General features: G+C 66.0%; 23 protein-coding genes and 1 pseudogene. 4 read left to right on the forward strand and 20 right to left on the reverse strand.

The genetic code is table 11. The annotated features are described in order from the left end of the window. Positions 1–207: pseudogene (locus tag OKA11_RS17820) on the reverse strand (glycine zipper 2TM domain-containing protein); the annotation flags it as partial. A gap of 212 nt (positions 208–419) precedes the next feature. Between OKA11_RS17820 and rarD the strand changes: the two are divergent. Continuing rightward, a complete protein-coding gene (gene rarD / locus OKA11_RS17825) occupies positions 420–1,319 on the forward strand; it encodes an EamA family transporter RarD (RefSeq protein WP_267222768.1) in 900 nt (299 codons plus the stop codon). 4 nt (positions 1,320–1,323) lie between these two features. Here rarD and OKA11_RS17830 read toward each other — a convergent pair whose 3' ends face one another. Continuing rightward, on the reverse strand, positions 1,324–1,992 hold the full coding sequence (locus OKA11_RS17830; protein ID WP_267222769.1) for an HPP family protein: 669 nt from the start codon (positions 1,990–1,992) through the stop codon (positions 1,324–1,326). A gap of 193 nt (positions 1,993–2,185) precedes the next feature. On the opposite strand from OKA11_RS17830, the gene OKA11_RS17835 reads away from it, so the two are divergent. Then, entirely contained in the window at positions 2,186–2,530 is a 345-nt protein-coding gene (locus OKA11_RS17835; RefSeq protein WP_267222772.1) for a hypothetical protein, read from the forward strand. Positions 2,531–2,663: 133 nt separating this feature from the next. Here the strand turns inward: OKA11_RS17835 and OKA11_RS17840 are convergent, their stop codons facing one another. After that, positions 2,664–3,242, reverse strand: coding sequence for a nitroreductase family protein (locus OKA11_RS17840; protein WP_267222774.1), 579 nt, complete (start codon positions 3,240–3,242; stop codon positions 2,664–2,666). Positions 3,243–3,488: 246 nt separating this feature from the next. Between OKA11_RS17840 and ygfZ the strand changes: the two genes are divergently transcribed. Next, positions 3,489–4,247 (forward strand): CAF17-like 4Fe-4S cluster assembly/insertion protein YgfZ, encoded by a 759-nt coding sequence (ygfZ, locus tag OKA11_RS17845; RefSeq protein ID WP_267222776.1) that lies wholly within the window; start codon positions 3,489–3,491, stop codon positions 4,245–4,247. A gap of 9 nt (positions 4,248–4,256) precedes the next feature. Here the strand turns inward: ygfZ and OKA11_RS17850 are convergent, their stop codons facing one another. From OKA11_RS17850 to rplU, 4 genes are all read right to left on the reverse strand, one after another. Then, entirely contained in the window at positions 4,257–4,886 is a 630-nt protein-coding gene (locus OKA11_RS17850) for a GNAT family N-acetyltransferase (RefSeq protein ID WP_267222778.1), read from the reverse strand. Between the two features lie 350 nt (positions 4,887–5,236). Beyond that, the gene (locus tag OKA11_RS17855; RefSeq protein WP_267222780.1) at positions 5,237–5,854 is read right to left on the reverse strand and encodes a GNAT family N-acetyltransferase; all 618 of its coding nucleotides are present in this window, start codon (positions 5,852–5,854) and stop codon (positions 5,237–5,239) included. Between the two features lie 255 nt (positions 5,855–6,109). Further along, complete coding sequence (rpmA, locus tag OKA11_RS17860; protein ID WP_086493003.1) at positions 6,110–6,379, reverse strand: 50S ribosomal protein L27; 270 nt, start codon at positions 6,377–6,379, stop codon at positions 6,110–6,112. Between the two features lie 24 nt (positions 6,380–6,403). Next, the gene (rplU, locus tag OKA11_RS17865) at positions 6,404–6,700 is read right to left on the reverse strand and encodes a 50S ribosomal protein L21 (protein ID WP_142635701.1); all 297 of its coding nucleotides are present in this window, start codon (positions 6,698–6,700) and stop codon (positions 6,404–6,406) included. A 318-nt stretch (positions 6,701–7,018) separates the two neighbouring features. On the opposite strand from rplU, the gene OKA11_RS17870 reads away from it, so the two are divergent. Further along, positions 7,019–7,537 carry a hypothetical protein gene (locus OKA11_RS17870; RefSeq protein ID WP_267222788.1) on the forward strand — a complete coding sequence of 173 codons (519 nt, stop codon included), beginning with the start codon at positions 7,019–7,021 and terminating at the stop codon, positions 7,535–7,537. Positions 7,538–7,735: 198 nt separating this feature from the next. Here OKA11_RS17870 and OKA11_RS17875 read toward each other — a convergent pair whose 3' ends face one another. The 13 genes from OKA11_RS17875 to OKA11_RS17935 form a co-directional block, all read right to left on the reverse strand. Further along, positions 7,736–8,044 carry a hypothetical protein gene (locus tag OKA11_RS17875; protein ID WP_267222790.1) on the reverse strand — a complete coding sequence of 103 codons (309 nt, stop codon included), beginning with the start codon at positions 8,042–8,044 and terminating at the stop codon, positions 7,736–7,738. 89 nt (positions 8,045–8,133) lie between these two features. Beyond that, positions 8,134–8,580, reverse strand: coding sequence for a molybdenum cofactor biosynthesis protein MoaE (locus OKA11_RS17880; protein WP_267222792.1), 447 nt, complete (start codon positions 8,578–8,580; stop codon positions 8,134–8,136). A gap of 1 nt (position 8,581) precedes the next feature. Then, complete coding sequence (locus OKA11_RS17885) at positions 8,582–8,842, reverse strand: MoaD/ThiS family protein (protein ID WP_267222793.1); 261 nt, start codon at positions 8,840–8,842, stop codon at positions 8,582–8,584. Positions 8,843–8,844: 2 nt separating this feature from the next. Then, entirely contained in the window at positions 8,845–9,849 is a 1,005-nt protein-coding gene (gene moaA, locus OKA11_RS17890; RefSeq protein WP_267222796.1) for a GTP 3',8-cyclase MoaA, read from the reverse strand. Positions 9,850–9,857: 8 nt separating this feature from the next. Beyond that, positions 9,858–10,184 (reverse strand): Rossmann fold domain-containing protein, encoded by a 327-nt coding sequence (locus OKA11_RS17895; protein WP_142635713.1) that lies wholly within the window; start codon positions 10,182–10,184, stop codon positions 9,858–9,860. Between the two features lie 3 nt (positions 10,185–10,187). After that, positions 10,188–10,559 (reverse strand): dihydroneopterin aldolase, encoded by a 372-nt coding sequence (locus tag OKA11_RS17900; RefSeq protein WP_267222935.1) that lies wholly within the window; start codon positions 10,557–10,559, stop codon positions 10,188–10,190. 20 nt (positions 10,560–10,579) lie between these two features. Further along, the gene (locus OKA11_RS17905; protein WP_267222798.1) at positions 10,580–11,491 is read right to left on the reverse strand and encodes a class I SAM-dependent methyltransferase; all 912 of its coding nucleotides are present in this window, start codon (positions 11,489–11,491) and stop codon (positions 10,580–10,582) included. After that, on the reverse strand, positions 11,491–12,891 hold the full coding sequence (thrC, locus tag OKA11_RS17910) for a threonine synthase (protein WP_267222800.1): 1,401 nt from the start codon (positions 12,889–12,891) through the stop codon (positions 11,491–11,493). Before thrC ends, OKA11_RS17905 begins: the two co-directional genes overlap by 1 nt. A 233-nt stretch (positions 12,892–13,124) precedes the next feature. Then, positions 13,125–13,709, reverse strand: coding sequence for an SURF1 family protein (locus OKA11_RS17915; protein ID WP_267222802.1), 585 nt, complete (start codon positions 13,707–13,709; stop codon positions 13,125–13,127). A gap of 86 nt (positions 13,710–13,795) precedes the next feature. Beyond that, the gene (locus tag OKA11_RS17920) at positions 13,796–14,617 is read right to left on the reverse strand and encodes a cytochrome c oxidase subunit 3 (protein ID WP_267222805.1); all 822 of its coding nucleotides are present in this window, start codon (positions 14,615–14,617) and stop codon (positions 13,796–13,798) included. A gap of 89 nt (positions 14,618–14,706) precedes the next feature. Next, positions 14,707–15,321: a cytochrome c oxidase assembly protein gene (locus tag OKA11_RS17925; RefSeq protein WP_267222807.1), complete on the reverse strand. Its 615-nt coding sequence runs from the start codon at positions 15,319–15,321 to the stop codon at positions 14,707–14,709. Then, positions 15,321–15,467 (reverse strand): hypothetical protein, encoded by a 147-nt coding sequence (locus OKA11_RS17930; protein WP_267222810.1) that lies wholly within the window; start codon positions 15,465–15,467, stop codon positions 15,321–15,323. The genes OKA11_RS17925 and OKA11_RS17930 overlap by 1 nt, the downstream gene beginning before the upstream one ends. Before the next feature lie 9 nt (positions 15,468–15,476). Further along, positions 15,477–16,397, reverse strand: coding sequence for a heme o synthase (locus tag OKA11_RS17935; protein ID WP_267222812.1), 921 nt, complete (start codon positions 16,395–16,397; stop codon positions 15,477–15,479). Positions 16,398–16,408: the final 11 nt, after the last annotated feature.

The raw sequence follows: 16,408 nt of genomic DNA on the forward strand, positions 1-16,408 counted from the left end.
GTAGCCATCACGGTACGAGCTGTGATAGCCGTAACCGCGGCGGTAGTCCCCGCGCCCGTAACGGTCGCGGCTGTGAGCGTTGGTTTCCCGCCCCGGCGCTGCGAATTCGGTGTTCGCATGAAACGTCGGAGCCGCGAGAGCCGGCATCGCACCCGCCAGCGAGACGGTCGCGACGGCAAGGGCAGTGGCCTTGGTCAGTACGCGCATTGTCATTCTCCTTCAGTCCGGCGGCGGGCAGTCGCTACCCGTGTTCCGCTGCATACATTCATCTTTAAGCCAACCAACCTGAACGCAGTGCTACGCGGCTGTCAGAATCGGCGATATCGACGAGGCGAGGCCCCTGATGCGACGAACCGCTTGCCCGCCTCCGTGAGCGCCCCTATCGCAGCCCGGCAATCCTGCCCCGGGGCCCCGTATTCATGCCGAATCCCCTCCCCCGCCGCTCCGGCGGTCTTGCGCAGGCGCTGGGCGCCTACTTCGTCTGGTGCCTTTTCCCGCTCTATTTCGCGGCGCTGCACGAGGTTTCGGCGTTCGAGGTGGTGGCCTGGCGCATCCTCTTCACGCTGCCGTTCTGCCTGCTGACGATCGCGGCCTTGAAGCAGGGCGCGGAACTGCGCGCTGCACTCACCACCCCGCGCATCCTCGGCGCGCTGGCGCTGAGCGGCCTGCTGATTGGCATCAACTGGTCGATCTACGTGATCGCGGTTGCCAGCGGCCACATTCTGGCAGCCAGCCTCGGCTACTACATCAATCCGCTGGTCAACGTGCTGGCCGCCACCGTCTTCCTGCGCGAGAAGCTGTCGCGCCTGCAGTGGCTGGCGATGGCGCTGGCGGCGATCGGCGTCGCGATGCTGGCGAAGGGGGCCCTCGACACCTTGTGGATCAGCCTGAGCCTGGCGCTCAGCTTCGCGGGCTACGGCCTCACTCGCAAGCTGGCCCCCGTCACGGCCCTGCCCGGCCTGACCGTGGAGACGCTGGTCCTGCTGATCCCGGCCATCGGCGTGCTCGCCTGGCAGGTCACAAGCGGGGCGGGCCTTGCCATGGGCTCATCGCTGCGCATCGATCTGCTGCTGGCCTGCGCCGGCCCGATCACCGGCGTCCCGCTGCTGCTGTTCGCCTCGGCCGCGCGCAAGCTGGACTTCTCGCTGTTGGGCTTCATCCAGTTCATCACGCCCACCGGCGTGTTCCTGATGGGCCTGATCGCATTCCACGAGCCATTCCAGTCCTCGCAGTTGCTGTGCTTCCTGTTCATCTGGACCGCCATCGCGATCTTCTGCTGGGACCTGCTGCGGCGCCGCCGGTCGGCCGCAGCCGCCTGACCGATCAGCCCGAGGCGCGCCCCCGCTTCAGCAGTTCCTGCACGAAGGCATCGAGATCGTCGGCGTCGACGTCGAGGGTTTCCTCCCACTCGGCCAGAAGCGTGTCGATGTCCTCGCGCCGATAGGGCTCGCCGGGTTGATGGGCGACGGGCTGGGCGCGATGCGGCCAGGGATGGTCGGTCGCATTGTTGTAGATCCAGCCGATCACGCAGAGCGTCACGACATTGAGCGCGATGGGAAGCAGATGGGCCCAGCCCCAGGCCGGCGTGCCGCTCGCCCCCAGCGCGCAGAGCAGCGCGCAGGCGCCGCCGGGCGGATGCAGGCTGCGGGTCAGCGTCATCACCGCGATCGCGCTGGCAACGGCCAGGCTACCGGCCAGCCACGGATCGCCGAGGAGGTGCCCCAAGGCCAATCCGACCATGGCCGAGATCAGGTTTCCGCCCAGCACCGGCCAGGGCTGTGCCAGCGGACTGGCCGGCACCGCAAACACCAGCACCGCAGAGGCGCCGAGCGGCGCAACCAGGAACGGCAGCGCCGGGTCGTAGCCACTTTCCAGCAGCCGCGTCAGCGCCCCGGCGGCGGCGATGCCGAAAAGTGCCCCCAGGGCACCGCGGTAAGGGCCGAGCCTGCGTTTTCCGCCCGTGGGGCTGGTGATGATGCTGCCTTGCGCCATGGCCCGCGTGATCCTTGTCCTGCCCCATGCAAGAGGCCGCAAGCGGCGCCTATGGTCCAATCCCGCTCGCCTGACCATGGAAGAGTTCGTTTCTCGGTCACAAGCGGGACTGTGCAGTTGCCGCAAATCCGCCACGATCAGATGGTTGCATGCTGCGTCCTGACCGGGACCCGCCAGCAGGAGTGTGCGCCCCATGCCCCCCGCCGACCAACCCGCCGTGCCGCCACCCCTGGCCGCCGAACAATCGCTTGATTCCTTCGACCTTGCGACGCTGCGCGCAGAGGAGAGCACCGTGCTGATCGTCGTTCCGCGCCGATGCCCGGTAGGCAAGCCGGGGGAAATCGTCGTCTGTGCCCCGAATCCCGAGGCCGACCGGCTTCGGCCGCTGCCCGACACTTATGTCGTGACGGAGGGTCTTGGACGCGCGGAACGGCAGATCGCGCCGGGAACCATGGCCGGCGTCGACATGAGTTCGGTTGCGATGCCCGGCGGGGTCGTCAGCAACCGGGTCATGTTCAACCTCAAGATGGGCTTCTGATCCTCCCGAACGAAGAAGCCCGGTCCGCCCCGATCGATGACGGGGAAACGGACCGGGCTCACAAGGCGCCCCGCGCGAAGGAGGAGGAGGAGGCGCCGTCAACCTGATCGGGGGGAAATCAGGCCGATCTCATTCAGGCAAAAGTGCCGGCCTTGGCAATCTCGGCCACCGGCTTGCGGTTGCTGGCCACTTCACGCTCCTGCAGGAATTCGGGCAGGCTCGACTTGTCGCCGATCTTGCCGATGGCAAAGGCGGCCTCGAGCCGGTGGTCGGCCGGGATGGCCAGCGCCGCTTCGGCTTCACCGAACTTCAGGCCGGTCATGCCATGGGTGTGGTAGCCGAGTGCCTGCGCCTGCAGCGCCGCCAGCGCCCATGCCGCACCGGCATCGAAGCTGTGACTGTGGTTGTTCGAGTTACCCTTGTCCGAACGCATCTGGCTGTCCGACACGACAAACACGAGCGCCGAGGCATCCTTGGCCCAGCCCTGGTTGAACTCGATCAGTTGCGCGAGGAACAGGTCCCAGTTGGCATCGCCCTTCTTCGCATAAAGGAAGGTCCAGGGCTGCACGTTGTAGGCCGAAGGCGCCCAGCCGCCGGCTTCGAAGATCACGTCGAGGTCTTCCTGCGGGATCTCGCTGCCATCGAAGGCGCGCGGCGACCAGCGATCGACGATCAGCTTCTCGACCTTGGGGTTGGCAATGCGTCCGGTCATCTCGGGTATCCTTGGGAGAGAGGTGGAATTCTTGGATGAAGAGATAGCCGGTGATCGGCCATCAGGAAATCATGATAATTTCGACGGAACTATTCCATTATCTGGAACAGTCATCTTGCCTTGCTTGCCCTGCTTCCCCGCCTTCGTCTTGACCGATCGCGCCCTTTGCCCGCCAAATTTCGATTGCCTTCGATTTGCCGGAACCGGCGCCTTGCGGATCCGCAGCCGCTCCCCCACTTATCGCGCATGACCGCCAGCCGCCTGTTCGACCGTGCCGTGATCCGGCTTTCCCCCCGTGCCGATTCGCAGGAAGACGTCGCCGACTTCCTTCAGGGGCTGGTAACCGCCGACGTGAAGGCGCATCTTCCCACCTGGGCGGCACTGCTCACCCCGCAAGGCAAGGCGCTGTTCGATTTCATCGTCTGGCCCTCGGGCAATGACCTGCTGATCGACTGCGAGGCCGAACATGCCGACACGCTGGTCAAGCGCCTGTCGATGTACCGCCTGCGCCGAGCCATCGACATCGCCCGCGACGAACGCCTCTCGGTCCACTGGCGCCCGCACCTGGGCGACGGCGCCGCGCCCGATCCGCGGCTTGCCGCGCTGGGCGAACGCTGGGTCGGCCGGATCGACGAGATGGACCCGGCCGAACACGAAGCCGGCGCGGATGCGGCCTGGCGGCTGCATAGGCTGCACATCGGCGTGCCCGAAGGGCGCGCCGAACTGGGCGAGGGCGAGACGCTCTGGCTCGAATGCAATGCCGCCGAACTGAACGGCGTCAGCTTCACCAAGGGCTGCTACGTCGGCCAGGAAAACACCGCGCGAATGAACTGGCGCCAGAAGGTCAACCGCCGCCTGATCGTGGTGCCGCTGGCCCGCTCGGATGAGAAGCGCCGCCGCGCCGCCTATCCCGAATTCGGCTTCGCGGTGGACCACCTGCGGGTGGAGGACATCGACCCAGCGCTTGCCCCCCATTGGCTGCCGCTCGCCACCGACGAGGAATGAGCCCCGCGTTCAGTTGAGCAAACGCGCGCCCGGCAAGCCCGCGGCGAGCCCCGTTCGCCGCGAGGCGACCAGTCGTAGGCTGGCGTTGCCGCCCAGTTCGGCCACGAAGATCCGCGCCAGCATCGGCGAACCCTGCACCGGGCTGAACCGCTCCCGCACCTCGCCGCTGTCGCAAAAGCCGGTGGCCTCCAGCACGCTGCGAGCAGCCGAAATGGCGCCGCTGTTCGCAGAGCCTGGCTCGTCGCCCTCGAAATAGCTGGCCATGACCCGCCGGTGCCCCAGAGCCCGTGCCTGATCGAGCAGTGCGCGCACCGCTTCGCGCGCATACCCCTGGCCGCGGAAAGGCGGCGCGATCCAGTATCCCATCTCCACTTCGCCATCGAACCGGCCAAGGCCGATCCCGCCGACCAGCTTCGCCCCGTCCGGCGCGCGCAAGTAGACAAAGAAGTGCGGCAGCCGCGGATCCCGGGCACGCATCAGGTAATCGCGGATCGCCTTGGCCGTACGCGGCAGGGTCGCGTCGCCGATTCGGTTTTCCGCCCTCTCCCGCGAGATCGCTTCCGAAATCGCAGTGACAAGTTCATCTAGATCCTCAGGCCAGCCCGGCCTCAGGAAAAGCCTCTCCGTGCGGACGAACATGACACGGTTCTCCGTATTTCTGGTCTCGCGGATGCCATCATGCATGAGCGGACGGGTCCATGCACGCACTTTGCGTCGTTCCGGCCAGGACGTGCCACGGAATCGACACCGAGGAAGTTGGGGAGCACGGATTAAGATTCGGCTCCAGAGGGTCTCCGGGCTGTTCCCATTAGAGCAGTTTCCAATCCGATTGCATCGGATCAACTGCTCTAATATTTTGGTTTTACGCGCATTCCGAGTCATCAGGTGAGTCCACCTGATTAGAAAACGCTCTAGTACCCAAAACGAAAGGGCCCTGCCCGGGATGTCCCGGGCAGGGCCCTGTCAGGAAAGCGGAATGTTGCGAAGACTCAGGCTGCGCGTCGGCGCGCACTCATGCCCGGCAGTGCCATTCGCGAAGCCGAAATGCCCGCCTTGCCGTCACCGTCCCCATTGCCACCGTCGTCGCAGTCGCAGGGCTCACCGAACTCCAGCGCATATTCGCGCGCGGGAAAGGCCATGCCGCGGCCCGCGCTGAACCGCTCGACGATTCGGCCGGTGCGCTCGAAACCGGCCTTTTCGAGCACGCGGCCCGAACCCGGGTTGTCGACGAAGTGGCTGGCGACGATGCGGCGATGACCGATCGAGCGCGCCAGCGCAAGCACCGCGCCCACCGCCTCGCTGGCAAAGCCCTGCCCCCACTGGTCGCGTGCGATCCAGTAACCGAGGCTGACCTCGCCGTCGATTTCGGCCAGACCCACGCAGCCGAGCAACCGCGCGCCCTCGGCACCGGGCTGGGTGATCAGGAAACGCGGCAGCAGGCGGTCCTGCGGTGCCTCAAGGAAACGGCGCGCATCGTCGGCGGTATAAGGCCAGGGTGCGCGAGCAAGGTTGCGCACGACCGACTTGTCGGCGATCAATGCCAGAAGCTCGGCGCTGTCCTCGGGCCAGCCAGGCCGCAGGAACAGGCGTTCGCTGCGAATGAACATAACGTATCTCCACTCATCAGCCCCGCATCCTTCATAGACAGGACGCGTGACATTGCGATTACGCGGACGGCCAATTGGCGGAAATCAGGCACATTTTGCGGAAAAATGGGCGAGATTCGAGCCGGCTCGAACGCGGACTGTGCGAGAGGGAGACACGAAAAGAGGGAGACGGGCTGGCCCCTCTCCCTCGTTCAGCCGATCCGAGCGGATCGGCGGGACCATCCCGTCGGGATGGCCCTTTTATCGACCATCCGATTATTCGGCGGCTTCAGCCATCACGTCTACCGAGACGTACTTGCGGCCGAGTTTGCCGTCGTGGAAGCGCACGCGACCTTCGGCGGTGGCGAACAGGGTGTGATCCTTGCCCATGCCGACGTTCACGCCCGGGTACACGCGGGTGCCGCGCTGACGAATGATGATGTTGCCGCCGATCACTTCCTGACCGCCGAACTTCTTCACGCCAAGACGGCGGCCTGCAGAGTCGCGACCGTTACGCGACGAACCGCCAGCTTTCTTATGTGCCATTGTTCAGTCCTTCCGATCTTGGGCTCAGGCGACCGACACGATGCGCAGCAGCGTCAGCTGCTGGCGGTGGCCGTTCTTGCGACGATAGTTGTGGCGGCGGCGCTTCTTGAACACCACGACCTTTTCGCTCTTGGCCTGAGCGATGATTTCGGCCGAAACCGAAACCTTCGCGGCGTCGAGGACTTCGCCGTCGTTGCCAGCGAGCAGAACGTCGCCCAGCGTGATGGTCTCACCGGCTTCACCAGCCAGCTTTTCAACCGCGATCTTGTCTCCGGCGGCAACCCGGTACTGCTTGCCGCCCGTGCGCACAACTGCGAACATGGTGCCCTTACCTAATCTCTATGTGTGCCCGTGATGGGCCGAAACAAACTTGCCCCGGCCGCTCAGGTCCGACGAGGAACCGTGGAGCCTTGCGGGCGACGCGCCGAGCCCCGTTCATGAACGAGGTCCCGGAAAGAGTGGTGCCGTTAGGGCAACCGCCGATTCGTGTCAACCAAGGACTTGGCCGGGAAAGCCCGGAAATACGACTCTAATGAGACTCTCTCGCCGCCGGGGATCGCACGGTGCGCCGACCACCGCCGACACCCATCCCGCGCAATTGCCACTCGCGATTGTCCCTGCGCGTGCTATGGCACATTCATGATCCGCGCAAAAGTCCGCTTGCTGCCGCTCTTCCTTGGCGCAGGCCTCGCCGCCTGCTCCTCCGCCGGCCACTATCCCTCGCTCGCCGTCCGGCCGGTCGAACGGGCTACGCCCGTCACTCCCGATGCCGATGCGCCCCCTGCCCCGCTGCCGCCCGCCAGCGCCGACCTCACGACGCGAATCGATGGCCTGCTGGCGGCTGCCCGCCAGGCCGATGGCCAGTTCGCCGCACGGCGCGCGGCCGCCGAGCGGGCAGTGTCCGCCGCCGGCTCGGCCCGCAGCGGCGATGCCTGGCTGACCGCGCAGGCTGCGGTCTCCGCCTTGCAGGCAAGCCGCGATCCGGCGATCGCCGCGCTCGGCGAACTCGACACGATGTATGCCGATGCCCGCGATGCCGCGCCGGTCGAGGAATCGCCCAGCGCCAGGAGCATTGGCGCCGCCCGCGAACAGGTGCAGACGCTGGTTGCCGCACAGGACGACGCAATCGCCCGGCTCGATGGCCGTCTCGGCAACTGAACACGAAAAAAGACCCCTCCCCCGTGATGGGGGAGGGGTCATCCAAGCGCGATCGGTTCGCAGCTCCTAGAAGCCCCCCGGCCGGGGCCACGATTCGATCAGGCGACGATCAGGGCAGACGGCCTGCCCTCATCCCAGGATCAGCACAGGAAAGAAGAGGACCGCAGATGGTCGTCCCGCCTGTCGCCACCCTTGCACTCAGAGTTCCATTCCCGTCATGCCCAGCGCTGCCCAGGCGGCATTACTGCCCCGGCTGGCCACCTGCCGTCTTGTCCAGGCAGCGGCAAAACCGAGGCCCGCGACAAGCAGGCCGGCAAACGTCAGCATCGGCAGGGCCAGGTCCAGACGCAGGAACAGGCCGGCCACAAGCCCGACGAAGGCAAGATAGACGGCGGCAGCCGCGACATGGACGGGGCCAGGCGCTGCACTTGCGCGCGCGCCGACAACACGCCTCGGCGCATCGACGATGAGGTCTCGAACCTGTTGCTGACTGAGCCGCTGGGTCATGGCGATGATCTCCTGCCACGGCAATGCAGCAGGAGAAGCCGGGCTTCATTGATGCGAATCAAACGCAGTCGCCATTCGCGCGCGCCGCTTCACCCCCAGCGGGCGATGTCCTCGAAATCCTGCTCGCGCGGCTCGATCCAGTGCCAGATCCCGCCGCGCTTCTCGCGCTTCCAGAACCACGATTCGCTCTTGAGGTGATCCATCGCGAAGTCCACAGCGGCAAAAGCATCGCGGCGATGGCGCGCGGCGGCGGCGACCAGCACGATCGGCTCGGCCGGGCCCATCTCGCCGCTACGATGGACGATCAGCAAGCCGTCAATATCCCAGCGCCCGCGCACGCGCACCGCAAGGTCACGCATGGCCGGAAGCGTCAGCGGTTCGTAATGCCGCAGTTCGAGTGCCTCCACCCCCTCGCCCGCGCGTACCTGGCCGAGGAAACTGACGACCCCGCCGGCATGGGGCAGGCCGGCCGTGAACGCGGCCAGCAGGGCGGCGGGATCGAACGGCGCGGTCAGCAGGCGGACTTGGCTGTCCATCTCAGCCTCCCGAGACCGGCGGCAGGAACGCGAGTTCGTCGCCATCGGCCAGCACCAGCGCGTGCTTGTCGCCCAGCAGCGCACCGTTCACCGCCACCCGGACTTTATCGCCAGCGACGGTATCGGCCAGTTCCGGCACGAAATGATCGCCCAGCCAGCCGAGCACGTCATACCAGTCCAGCGGCGCGCTGGCGGCCAGATCATGATCTGCGCAGCCCGCAAGGTCCTCGAGACGGCCGAGGAACACCAGTCTTGCCTGCATTCTCAGCCTCCCGTCATCGACATGTGGCGCGCCAGCGCCGGGGCGGCGCCGCGCCTGTCGATGGCGAAGTGGTGGCGTTCCGGCTTGATCCGCATTGCCGAGTCAAACGCGGCACCAAGCGCAGTGTCGGGATCCGCGCTGCGCAGCGCGGCACGCAGATCCACCCGCTCGCTGCCGCCAAGGCAAGCATAGAGCTGCCCGGTCGCAGTGACGCGAATGCGGTTGCAGCTTTCGCAGAAGTTCCCGGTGAGCGGCGTGATGAAACCGATCCGGCCACCGGTTTGCGCCACATCGAAATAGCGCGCCGGTCCGCCGGTGCGGTGGCCACTCGGCGTCAGCGTCCAGCGTTGCTCGAGCGCCTCGCGCACTGCCGGCAGCGGCAGGTAATGGTCGATGCGGTCTTCCTCGACCTCGCCCAGCGGCATGACCTCGATCAGCGTGGCGTCGAAACCCTGCCCGTGCGCCCAGCCGACGATTTCAGGGATATGCTGTTCGTTCAGCCCCTTGAGAGCGACTGTATTCAGCTTCACGGCGATCCCCGCCGCCTTGGCGGCCGCCAGCCCCTCAAGCACCTGCGGCAGTGAATCCCGGCGGGTGATGCGCGCGAACGTCGCGCGGTCCAGCGTGTCGAGTGAGACGTTGATCCGCCGCACGCCGGCCGCGGCAAGATCGTCGGCAAATTCGGCCAAGCGGGTGCCGTTGGTGGTAAGGGTCAGTTCCTCCAGACCGTCGCCGATCTTGCGGCCGAGCGCGGCGATCAGGTCGATGACGTCGCGCCGCACCAGCGGCTCGCCGCCGGTGAGCCGGAGCCTGGTCACGCCCCGAGCGATGAAGCCGAGCGAGAGCTTGTGCAGTTCCTCAAGGCTGAGCACGTCCTTCCTCGGCAGGAAGGTCATGCGCTCGGGCATGCAGTAGGAGCAGCGCAGGTCGCAGCGATCGGTCACCGAAAGCCGCAAATAGGTGATGCGGCGTCGGAACTGGTCGACGAGGGGCGATGCGAGGCTCATGGCTGCGGCTATACTAAGGCCCCCGCGCCCTTCGCATCAAGCGGAAGGTATTGCCCGGTAACGCCCGGCGCCCGGCCCAACCAATCTGCCGCCGCGACGATGGCCTGCTCGTCCCCGCCGCACAGCGCATTGACCCTGAGAGGGGCATGATCGCGGGCCAGTTCCTGCACGACGGCGAGGCGCCAGCCCCGGTGGGTATGGTCGGCAGGCGCGAACACCAGCGTCAGTTCCTCACCGCCCTGCAAGGCAGCGCGGGCGGCAGGCAGGACCTCGGCATGGAACTGCGCGGCGGCATCGAGCGGATTCACCGCCAGGGGCCCTACGCGCAGGATCATGGCTCAGCGGCGCTGCCGGGTGAGCGTGATGCCGATCTTCTCGCCCGCTTCGGCAATGGCGAGCTTGACGATCTTCACCGTCACCGCGGTGATCCGCGCGTCCTGCAGGAACAGAGTCTCGCAGACGTGATCGGCCACCGCCTCGATCAGCTTGAAATGGACCCCGGCAGGCAGCGCATCGCTCGCCGCGAACTTGAGATCCATGTAATTCTTGCTCTCGGTCAGCGGGGTATCGGGCGTGTAGCGGTCGACCGGCTTCATCGAGACCTGGATGGTGAAGCGCAGCGGCTGCGGCTTACCGGTCTCTTCCGAGTAGATCCCGGTGAGAACGTCGTGTTCGAAATCGGCGACTTCGAGGATAAGCGAATCGGTGATGGCGGTCATGGCTCAGGCCCTTAGCCGTTATTGCGCCAGCGTGCGAAGATTGCCGTCGGCAGCAAGCGGCCTTCCCGCTCATCCTGACCCTGCCGAAGGACGTCCTCGCGCACGGACAGGTCACCATGCTCGATGGTTCCGGGCAGCTCTCGGAACAGTTCCTCCATCAGCCCGGCCAGCGCCAGCGACGACATGCGCACGGCATAGACGGTGAGGAACAGGAACTTGCTGTCGGCGTCGAGCAACTGGCGGCAATCGGCGAGCAGGCCCGGAAGGTTCTCTTCGAGGCGCCATGTCTCACCCGTAGGGCCACGACCGAACTTGGGCGGATCGAGGATGATGCCGTCATACCGCTTGCCCCGGCGCACTTCGCGCGCGGCGAACTTGGCGGCATCGTCGATCAGCCAGCGGACCGGACGATCCTCAAGCCCGGCCAACGCCGCGTTCTCGCGCGCCTGACCGACCGACTTCTTCGAGGCATCGACGTGCGTCACCGGGCCATGCGCCGAAAGCGCCATGGTGCCGACCCCGGTATAGCCGAACAGGTTCAGCGTGTTGGCGTCGCTCATGCCCGCAAGCATCTCGCGCATCCAGTCCCACACCGGCGCCATGTCCGGGAAGAAGCCGAGATGGCGGAACGGCGTGCACTGCGCGGTAAAGCGGACTTCGTTCCACGCAAGCGGCCAGCCTTCGCGCGGAACCGGCCTGTCGAACTGCCACCTGCCGCCGCCGTCCTCGTCCGAGCCCGGCACGAATTCTCCGTGCGCATCCCAGTTTTCGAGGCGCGGGGTCCACATCGCCTGTGGTTCGGGGCGCACGAAGCGGTAGTCGCCATAGCGCTCCAGCTTGCGGCCGTGGCCCGAATCGACAAGGCCGTAATCGTCCCAGCCCTCTCCGGCGAGGATGACGGGTTGGGTTTCGAGGCGCGCCATCAGATCTTCGGGCTCGCGTGCTGGGCCACGAAATCGGCAATCGATTCGTAGTCGCCGGTCAGTTCCACGCACTTTTCCTCGCGCTCGAACAGGTCGCCGACGCGGGCGGGCAGACCCGAGCGCTGCCCGGTCGCACGCTCGACCGCATCGGGGAACTTGGCCGGATGCGCAGTCGCCAGCGTCACGACCGGGATGCTGGCGTCGATACCTGCAGTGCGGGCTGCAAACAGACCGCAAGCCGTGTGCGGATCGATCAGTTCGCCGCAGTTCTCCCAGGCCCAGCGGATGGCCTGGGCCATTTCGTCGGCGTCGGTGCGGGCCGACGAGAACAGCGCGGCGGCGCCTTCCCGCTGCGCATTGGTCAGTTGCATGGCCTTGGTCGCCTCGAACCCGGCCATCTGCTCGGCCAGCGCCTTGCCGTCACGGCCGCCGAGGTCGAACAGCAGGCGTTCGAAATTCGACGAGACCTGGATGTCCATCGAAGGCGCCGCAGTCGGCGTGACGGTGCCCTGCGAGTAGTCGCCCTCGGCCAGCGCGCGGTGAAGGATGTCGTTGACGTTGGTGGCAACGATCAGCTTCTCGACCGGCAGGCCCATCTGCGCGGCGACATAACCGGCAAAGACGTCGCCGAAGTTGCCGGTCGGCACCGAGAAGGCGACCTTGCGGTGCGGCGCGCCCAGCTGGAGGCCGGCGGCGAAGTAATAGACCACCTGCGCCATCAGGCGCGCCCAGTTGATCGAGTTCACCGCGCCGATGGCAAAGCGGTCGGTCATCGCATGATCGTTGAACATGCGCTTCACAGTGGCCTGCGCGTCGTCGAACGAACCGTCGATGGCGATGTTGTGGACGTTGGGTGCCAGCACCGTGGTCATCTGGCGGCGCTGCACGTCGGACACGCGGCCCTTGGGGTGCAGCATGAAGATGTCGACCTTGGCGCGGCCCGCCACCGCGTCGATCGCCGCCGAGCCGGTATCGCCCGAGGTCGCGCCGACGATGGTCAGGTTACGCTCCGAACGACCGAGGAATTCCTCGAACAGCAGGCCAAGCAATTGCAGAGCGACGTCCTTGAACGCGAGCGTCGGGCCGTGGAACAGTTCCAGCACCCACTGCTGCTCGTCCAATTGCTTGAGCGGCGTCACCGCCTTGTGCGCGAAGCGGCCGTAGGCCTGGCGGGTCAGTTCCAGCAGGCGGTCATAAGTCAGGCTGCCCTCGACGAAGGGGAACATGATCTTGGCAGCCAGCTCGGCATAGGGCAGCCCCGCCATCGCAGCGATCTCGTCGGCCGAAAAGCGCGGCCACTCCCGCGGCACATAAAGGCCACCGTCGGATGCGAGACCGGCGAGCGTGGCGCCTTCGAAGTCGAGCGCCGGTGCGCTGCCGCGGGTGCTGATATAGTCCATGCCCGCGCGGTTAGCCGCAGGGACGCGAAATGAAAAGCCTGTCATTAGGCTGGCGCGCGAACAATTCCTAAAGGGGGAAGAAGGCGGGCCGCCGGGAAAAGGAATCGCTGCGGGCTTCCCCCCGGCCCGGGACGGGATCGAAGCCAGCCCCTTGCCCCCCGCTCCCGGCGTCCGTCATCCGGCCCCTGCGGTGACGCCGGCATGATGGGACCAGGAGAATTCCCGATCTTCCTTCATTGCTTGCGCCCGCGCTTTAGCAAAGCCAGCCCGTAAATCACCAGCGCCGTGGCGGCAAAAAGGAACCACTGGATGGCGTAAGCGAGGTGGTTGTTGGGAATTTCGGAAGGGTCGGGAACGGCATTGGCCTCCAGTCCATCCACCGGAGGCACCGCCACCAGGCGCGGCCCCGGCGCGATCACGCCGTGGAGCGTGCCACCCGTCCAGTTGCCTTCCGCCAGCGGCAGACGCGACCAGCCAAGCACAACCAGCGCCTTCGAGCCATCGGCCAGCACACACTGGGCAGTTTGCGCCATGCCCGATTCGCCGGCGGCATTGCGCCCCGCCATGCTGGAACGCCCGGTCACCGCGCTGCATTCGATCCGGGCATGGCGATAAAGCAGGGCCTTTTCCGCCGCCTCCCCTTTGGGCCAGACGACTTCACCGCTGCTGTTCTGCGCCGCCGCATAATGGTCCAGCAGGGCCTCCTTCTCGCCCAGCCGGTGCAACTGCCAGAAACCGAGCCAGATCATCACGCCGACAGCCAGCAGAACCAGGACCGTGGGCACAATGGGGAGACGCTTGATCGGCAGTTGAGGCATCGCTGCTCCCCTTCACGAAACCGAAAAGGCAGCCGACACAGGTCCGGCTGCCTCTCGGGGAAATGAACTAGACCCGCGGGGCGGAATCAGTGTGTCGGGTAACCCCAGCCGCCCCAGACATAGACGGCGACAAACAGGAACAGCCACACGACGTCGACGAAGTGCCAGTACCACGCCGCCGCCTCGAACCCGAAGTGCTGGCGCGGCGTGAAATCGCCGTTGTAGGCGCGCTTCAGGCAGACAATCAGCATGATGGTGCCGACGATCACGTGGAAGCCATGGAAACCCGTCGCCATGTAGAAGGCCGAACCATAAGTGTTCTGGCCGAAGGGGAACGGGGCGTGGATATACTCGTAGGCCTGGATGGTGGAGAACAGCAGGCCAAGCAGGATCGTCGCCCAGAGGCCTTTCTTCAGGCCATCGCGATCGCCGTGGATCAGCGAATGATGCGCCCAGGTGACCGTGGTGCCCGAGCACAGCAGGATCAGCGTGTTGAGCAGCGGCAGCGCGAAGGGATCCATGACCGCCTCGATCGCCTTGGGCGGCCACTGCCCCCCCACCACCTCGGCGATGGTCGAGGGGAACAGCGAGAAATCGAAGAAGGCCCAGAACCAGCCGACGAAGAACATCACTTCGGAGGCGATGAACAGGATCATGCCGTAACGCTGGTGCAACTGCACCACCGGCGTGTGATCGCCGGCATGAGCCTCACCCACGATCTTCGAGAACCACATGAACATCGAGGCCAGCAGGATCGCCAGACCGAGCCATGGCACGAAGGCCCCGCCCGGCATCTTGTGCATGAACAGCACCATGCCGGTGGTGAACGTCAGTGCGCCGATCGTGGTCGCCAGCGGCGCGATGTCCGGCGGAAGGATGTGATAGTCGTGGTTCTTGGTACCGGCCATGGCGCCTTCGTCCCCGTTGCTCGAATCTGCCTGTTCGAATCTTTGCGAGGGAGCTTGGTTCCCCCGTGATTTATTTCTTGGGCAAAGCCTTAACCGCCCGTTTGCTTGCGGTCCAGTGCCTTCGCATCGCCCGCCGTCGCATCGGCGATGCCGGTGACGTGGAAGGTGTAGCTCAGCGTGATCTGCTGGACGTCCTTGTTGTCGGGATCGCTGAGGATGGCCGGATCGACGTAATAGATCACCGGCATCTTCACCGCCTCCCCCGGCTGCAGGGTCTGCGAGGTGAAGCAGAAGCACTGGATCTTGTTGAAGTAGCGCGCCGCCTGCTCGGGTTCCACATTGAAGCTGGCGGTGCCGGTGACGACTTTGCCGGAATCGTTCTTCGCCCAGAACAGCGCCATGTCACGCTCGCCGATGGTCACCGTGTCGGTGCGCTGGAGCGGCTTGAACTGCCAGGGCATGCCGCGCTCGACATTGGCGTCGAAACGGATCGACATCGTCTTGCCGACGCCCTGGACGGCGGCGGCCTGCGCCTCGTCGACCCGGCGGGTGGTGCCGCCGTAACCGGTGACCTGGCAGAAGATCCGGTAGAGCGGCACCGAGGCGAACCCCAGCCCCAGCATCGCCACAGCCATCGACAGGGCGATGAACGCGACGCGCCGGTTGCTGCGTGTCTCGCCCCGACGGGTCGCCGCCCCGCGCATCAGCCCATCTTCGCGATGGAGATCAGGAACACCAGCACCACGAAGGCCGCAAGACTGAGGCCGAGCACCTTGTTGCGGCTGCGGCGGATCTGTTCAGGCGTGCGCGGATCGGCCTGGACAGGCTCCGTCTTGCTGGTTTCCGTCATGTCCTCTCCTCAAAGCATGATGAAGCGATCCGCCACCAGCGCCGCGAACAGCACGAAGAGGTAGAGAATCGAATAAGCGAAAAGCTGCTTCTCCGGCTTCATCCTGTCCTCGGGGCCGGTGCGTTCACGCAGCCCCACGCGGATCGACAGAAGCAGGAACAGGCCGGACAGCACCAGCGCGGAAATGCCGTAAAAAGCGCCGGTCCCACCGATCCACCAAGGCGCCGCCGTCAGCGGCAGCAGCAGTACGGCATAGGCCAGGATCTGGCGGCGCGTGGACTTCTCACCGGCGACGACCGGCATCATCGGAATGCCGACCTTGGCGTAATCGCTCTTCACGAACAGCGCCAGCGCCCAGAAGTGCGGCGGCGTCCAGAAGAAGATGATCGCGAAAAGCAGCACCGGCATCAGGGTGACGTGACCGGTCACCGCAACCCAGCCGATCAGCGGCGGAAACGCGCCGGCGCCGCCGCCGATCACGATGTTCTGCGGCGTGCGCGGCTTGAGCCAGATCGTGTAGACGACCGAATAATAGAAGATCGAGACTGCCAGGATCGCCGCCGGCAGCCAGCCCACCGCAAAGCCCATCAGGAACACCGACACGGCGCAGAGCACGCCGGCGAAATCCCGCGCGGTGGTGCGATCGAGCCGGCCCTGCGGCAGCGGCCGATTGGCGGTGCGCTTCATGCCCGCGTCGAGATCGGCTTCCCACCACTGGTTGAGTGCGGCAGCGCCGCCCGCCCCCATGGCGATGCACAGGATCGCGGTGAAGCCAAGCACCGGATGAATGGCGCCGGGCGCGGCCAGCAGGCCGCACAGTCCGGTGAAGATCACAAGGCTGATGACGCGCGGCTTGGTCAGCGCGATCAGGTCGCGCCAGTCGGCCGGAAGCGCAGTCGCGGCCGTCGAAGAGGGACTCGTGGTGGTCATGGTTCCGGGCC

Source organism: Novosphingobium clariflavum, from assembly GCF_026420865.1.
Lineage (GTDB): Bacteria > Pseudomonadota > Alphaproteobacteria > Sphingomonadales > Sphingomonadaceae > Novosphingobium > Novosphingobium clariflavum.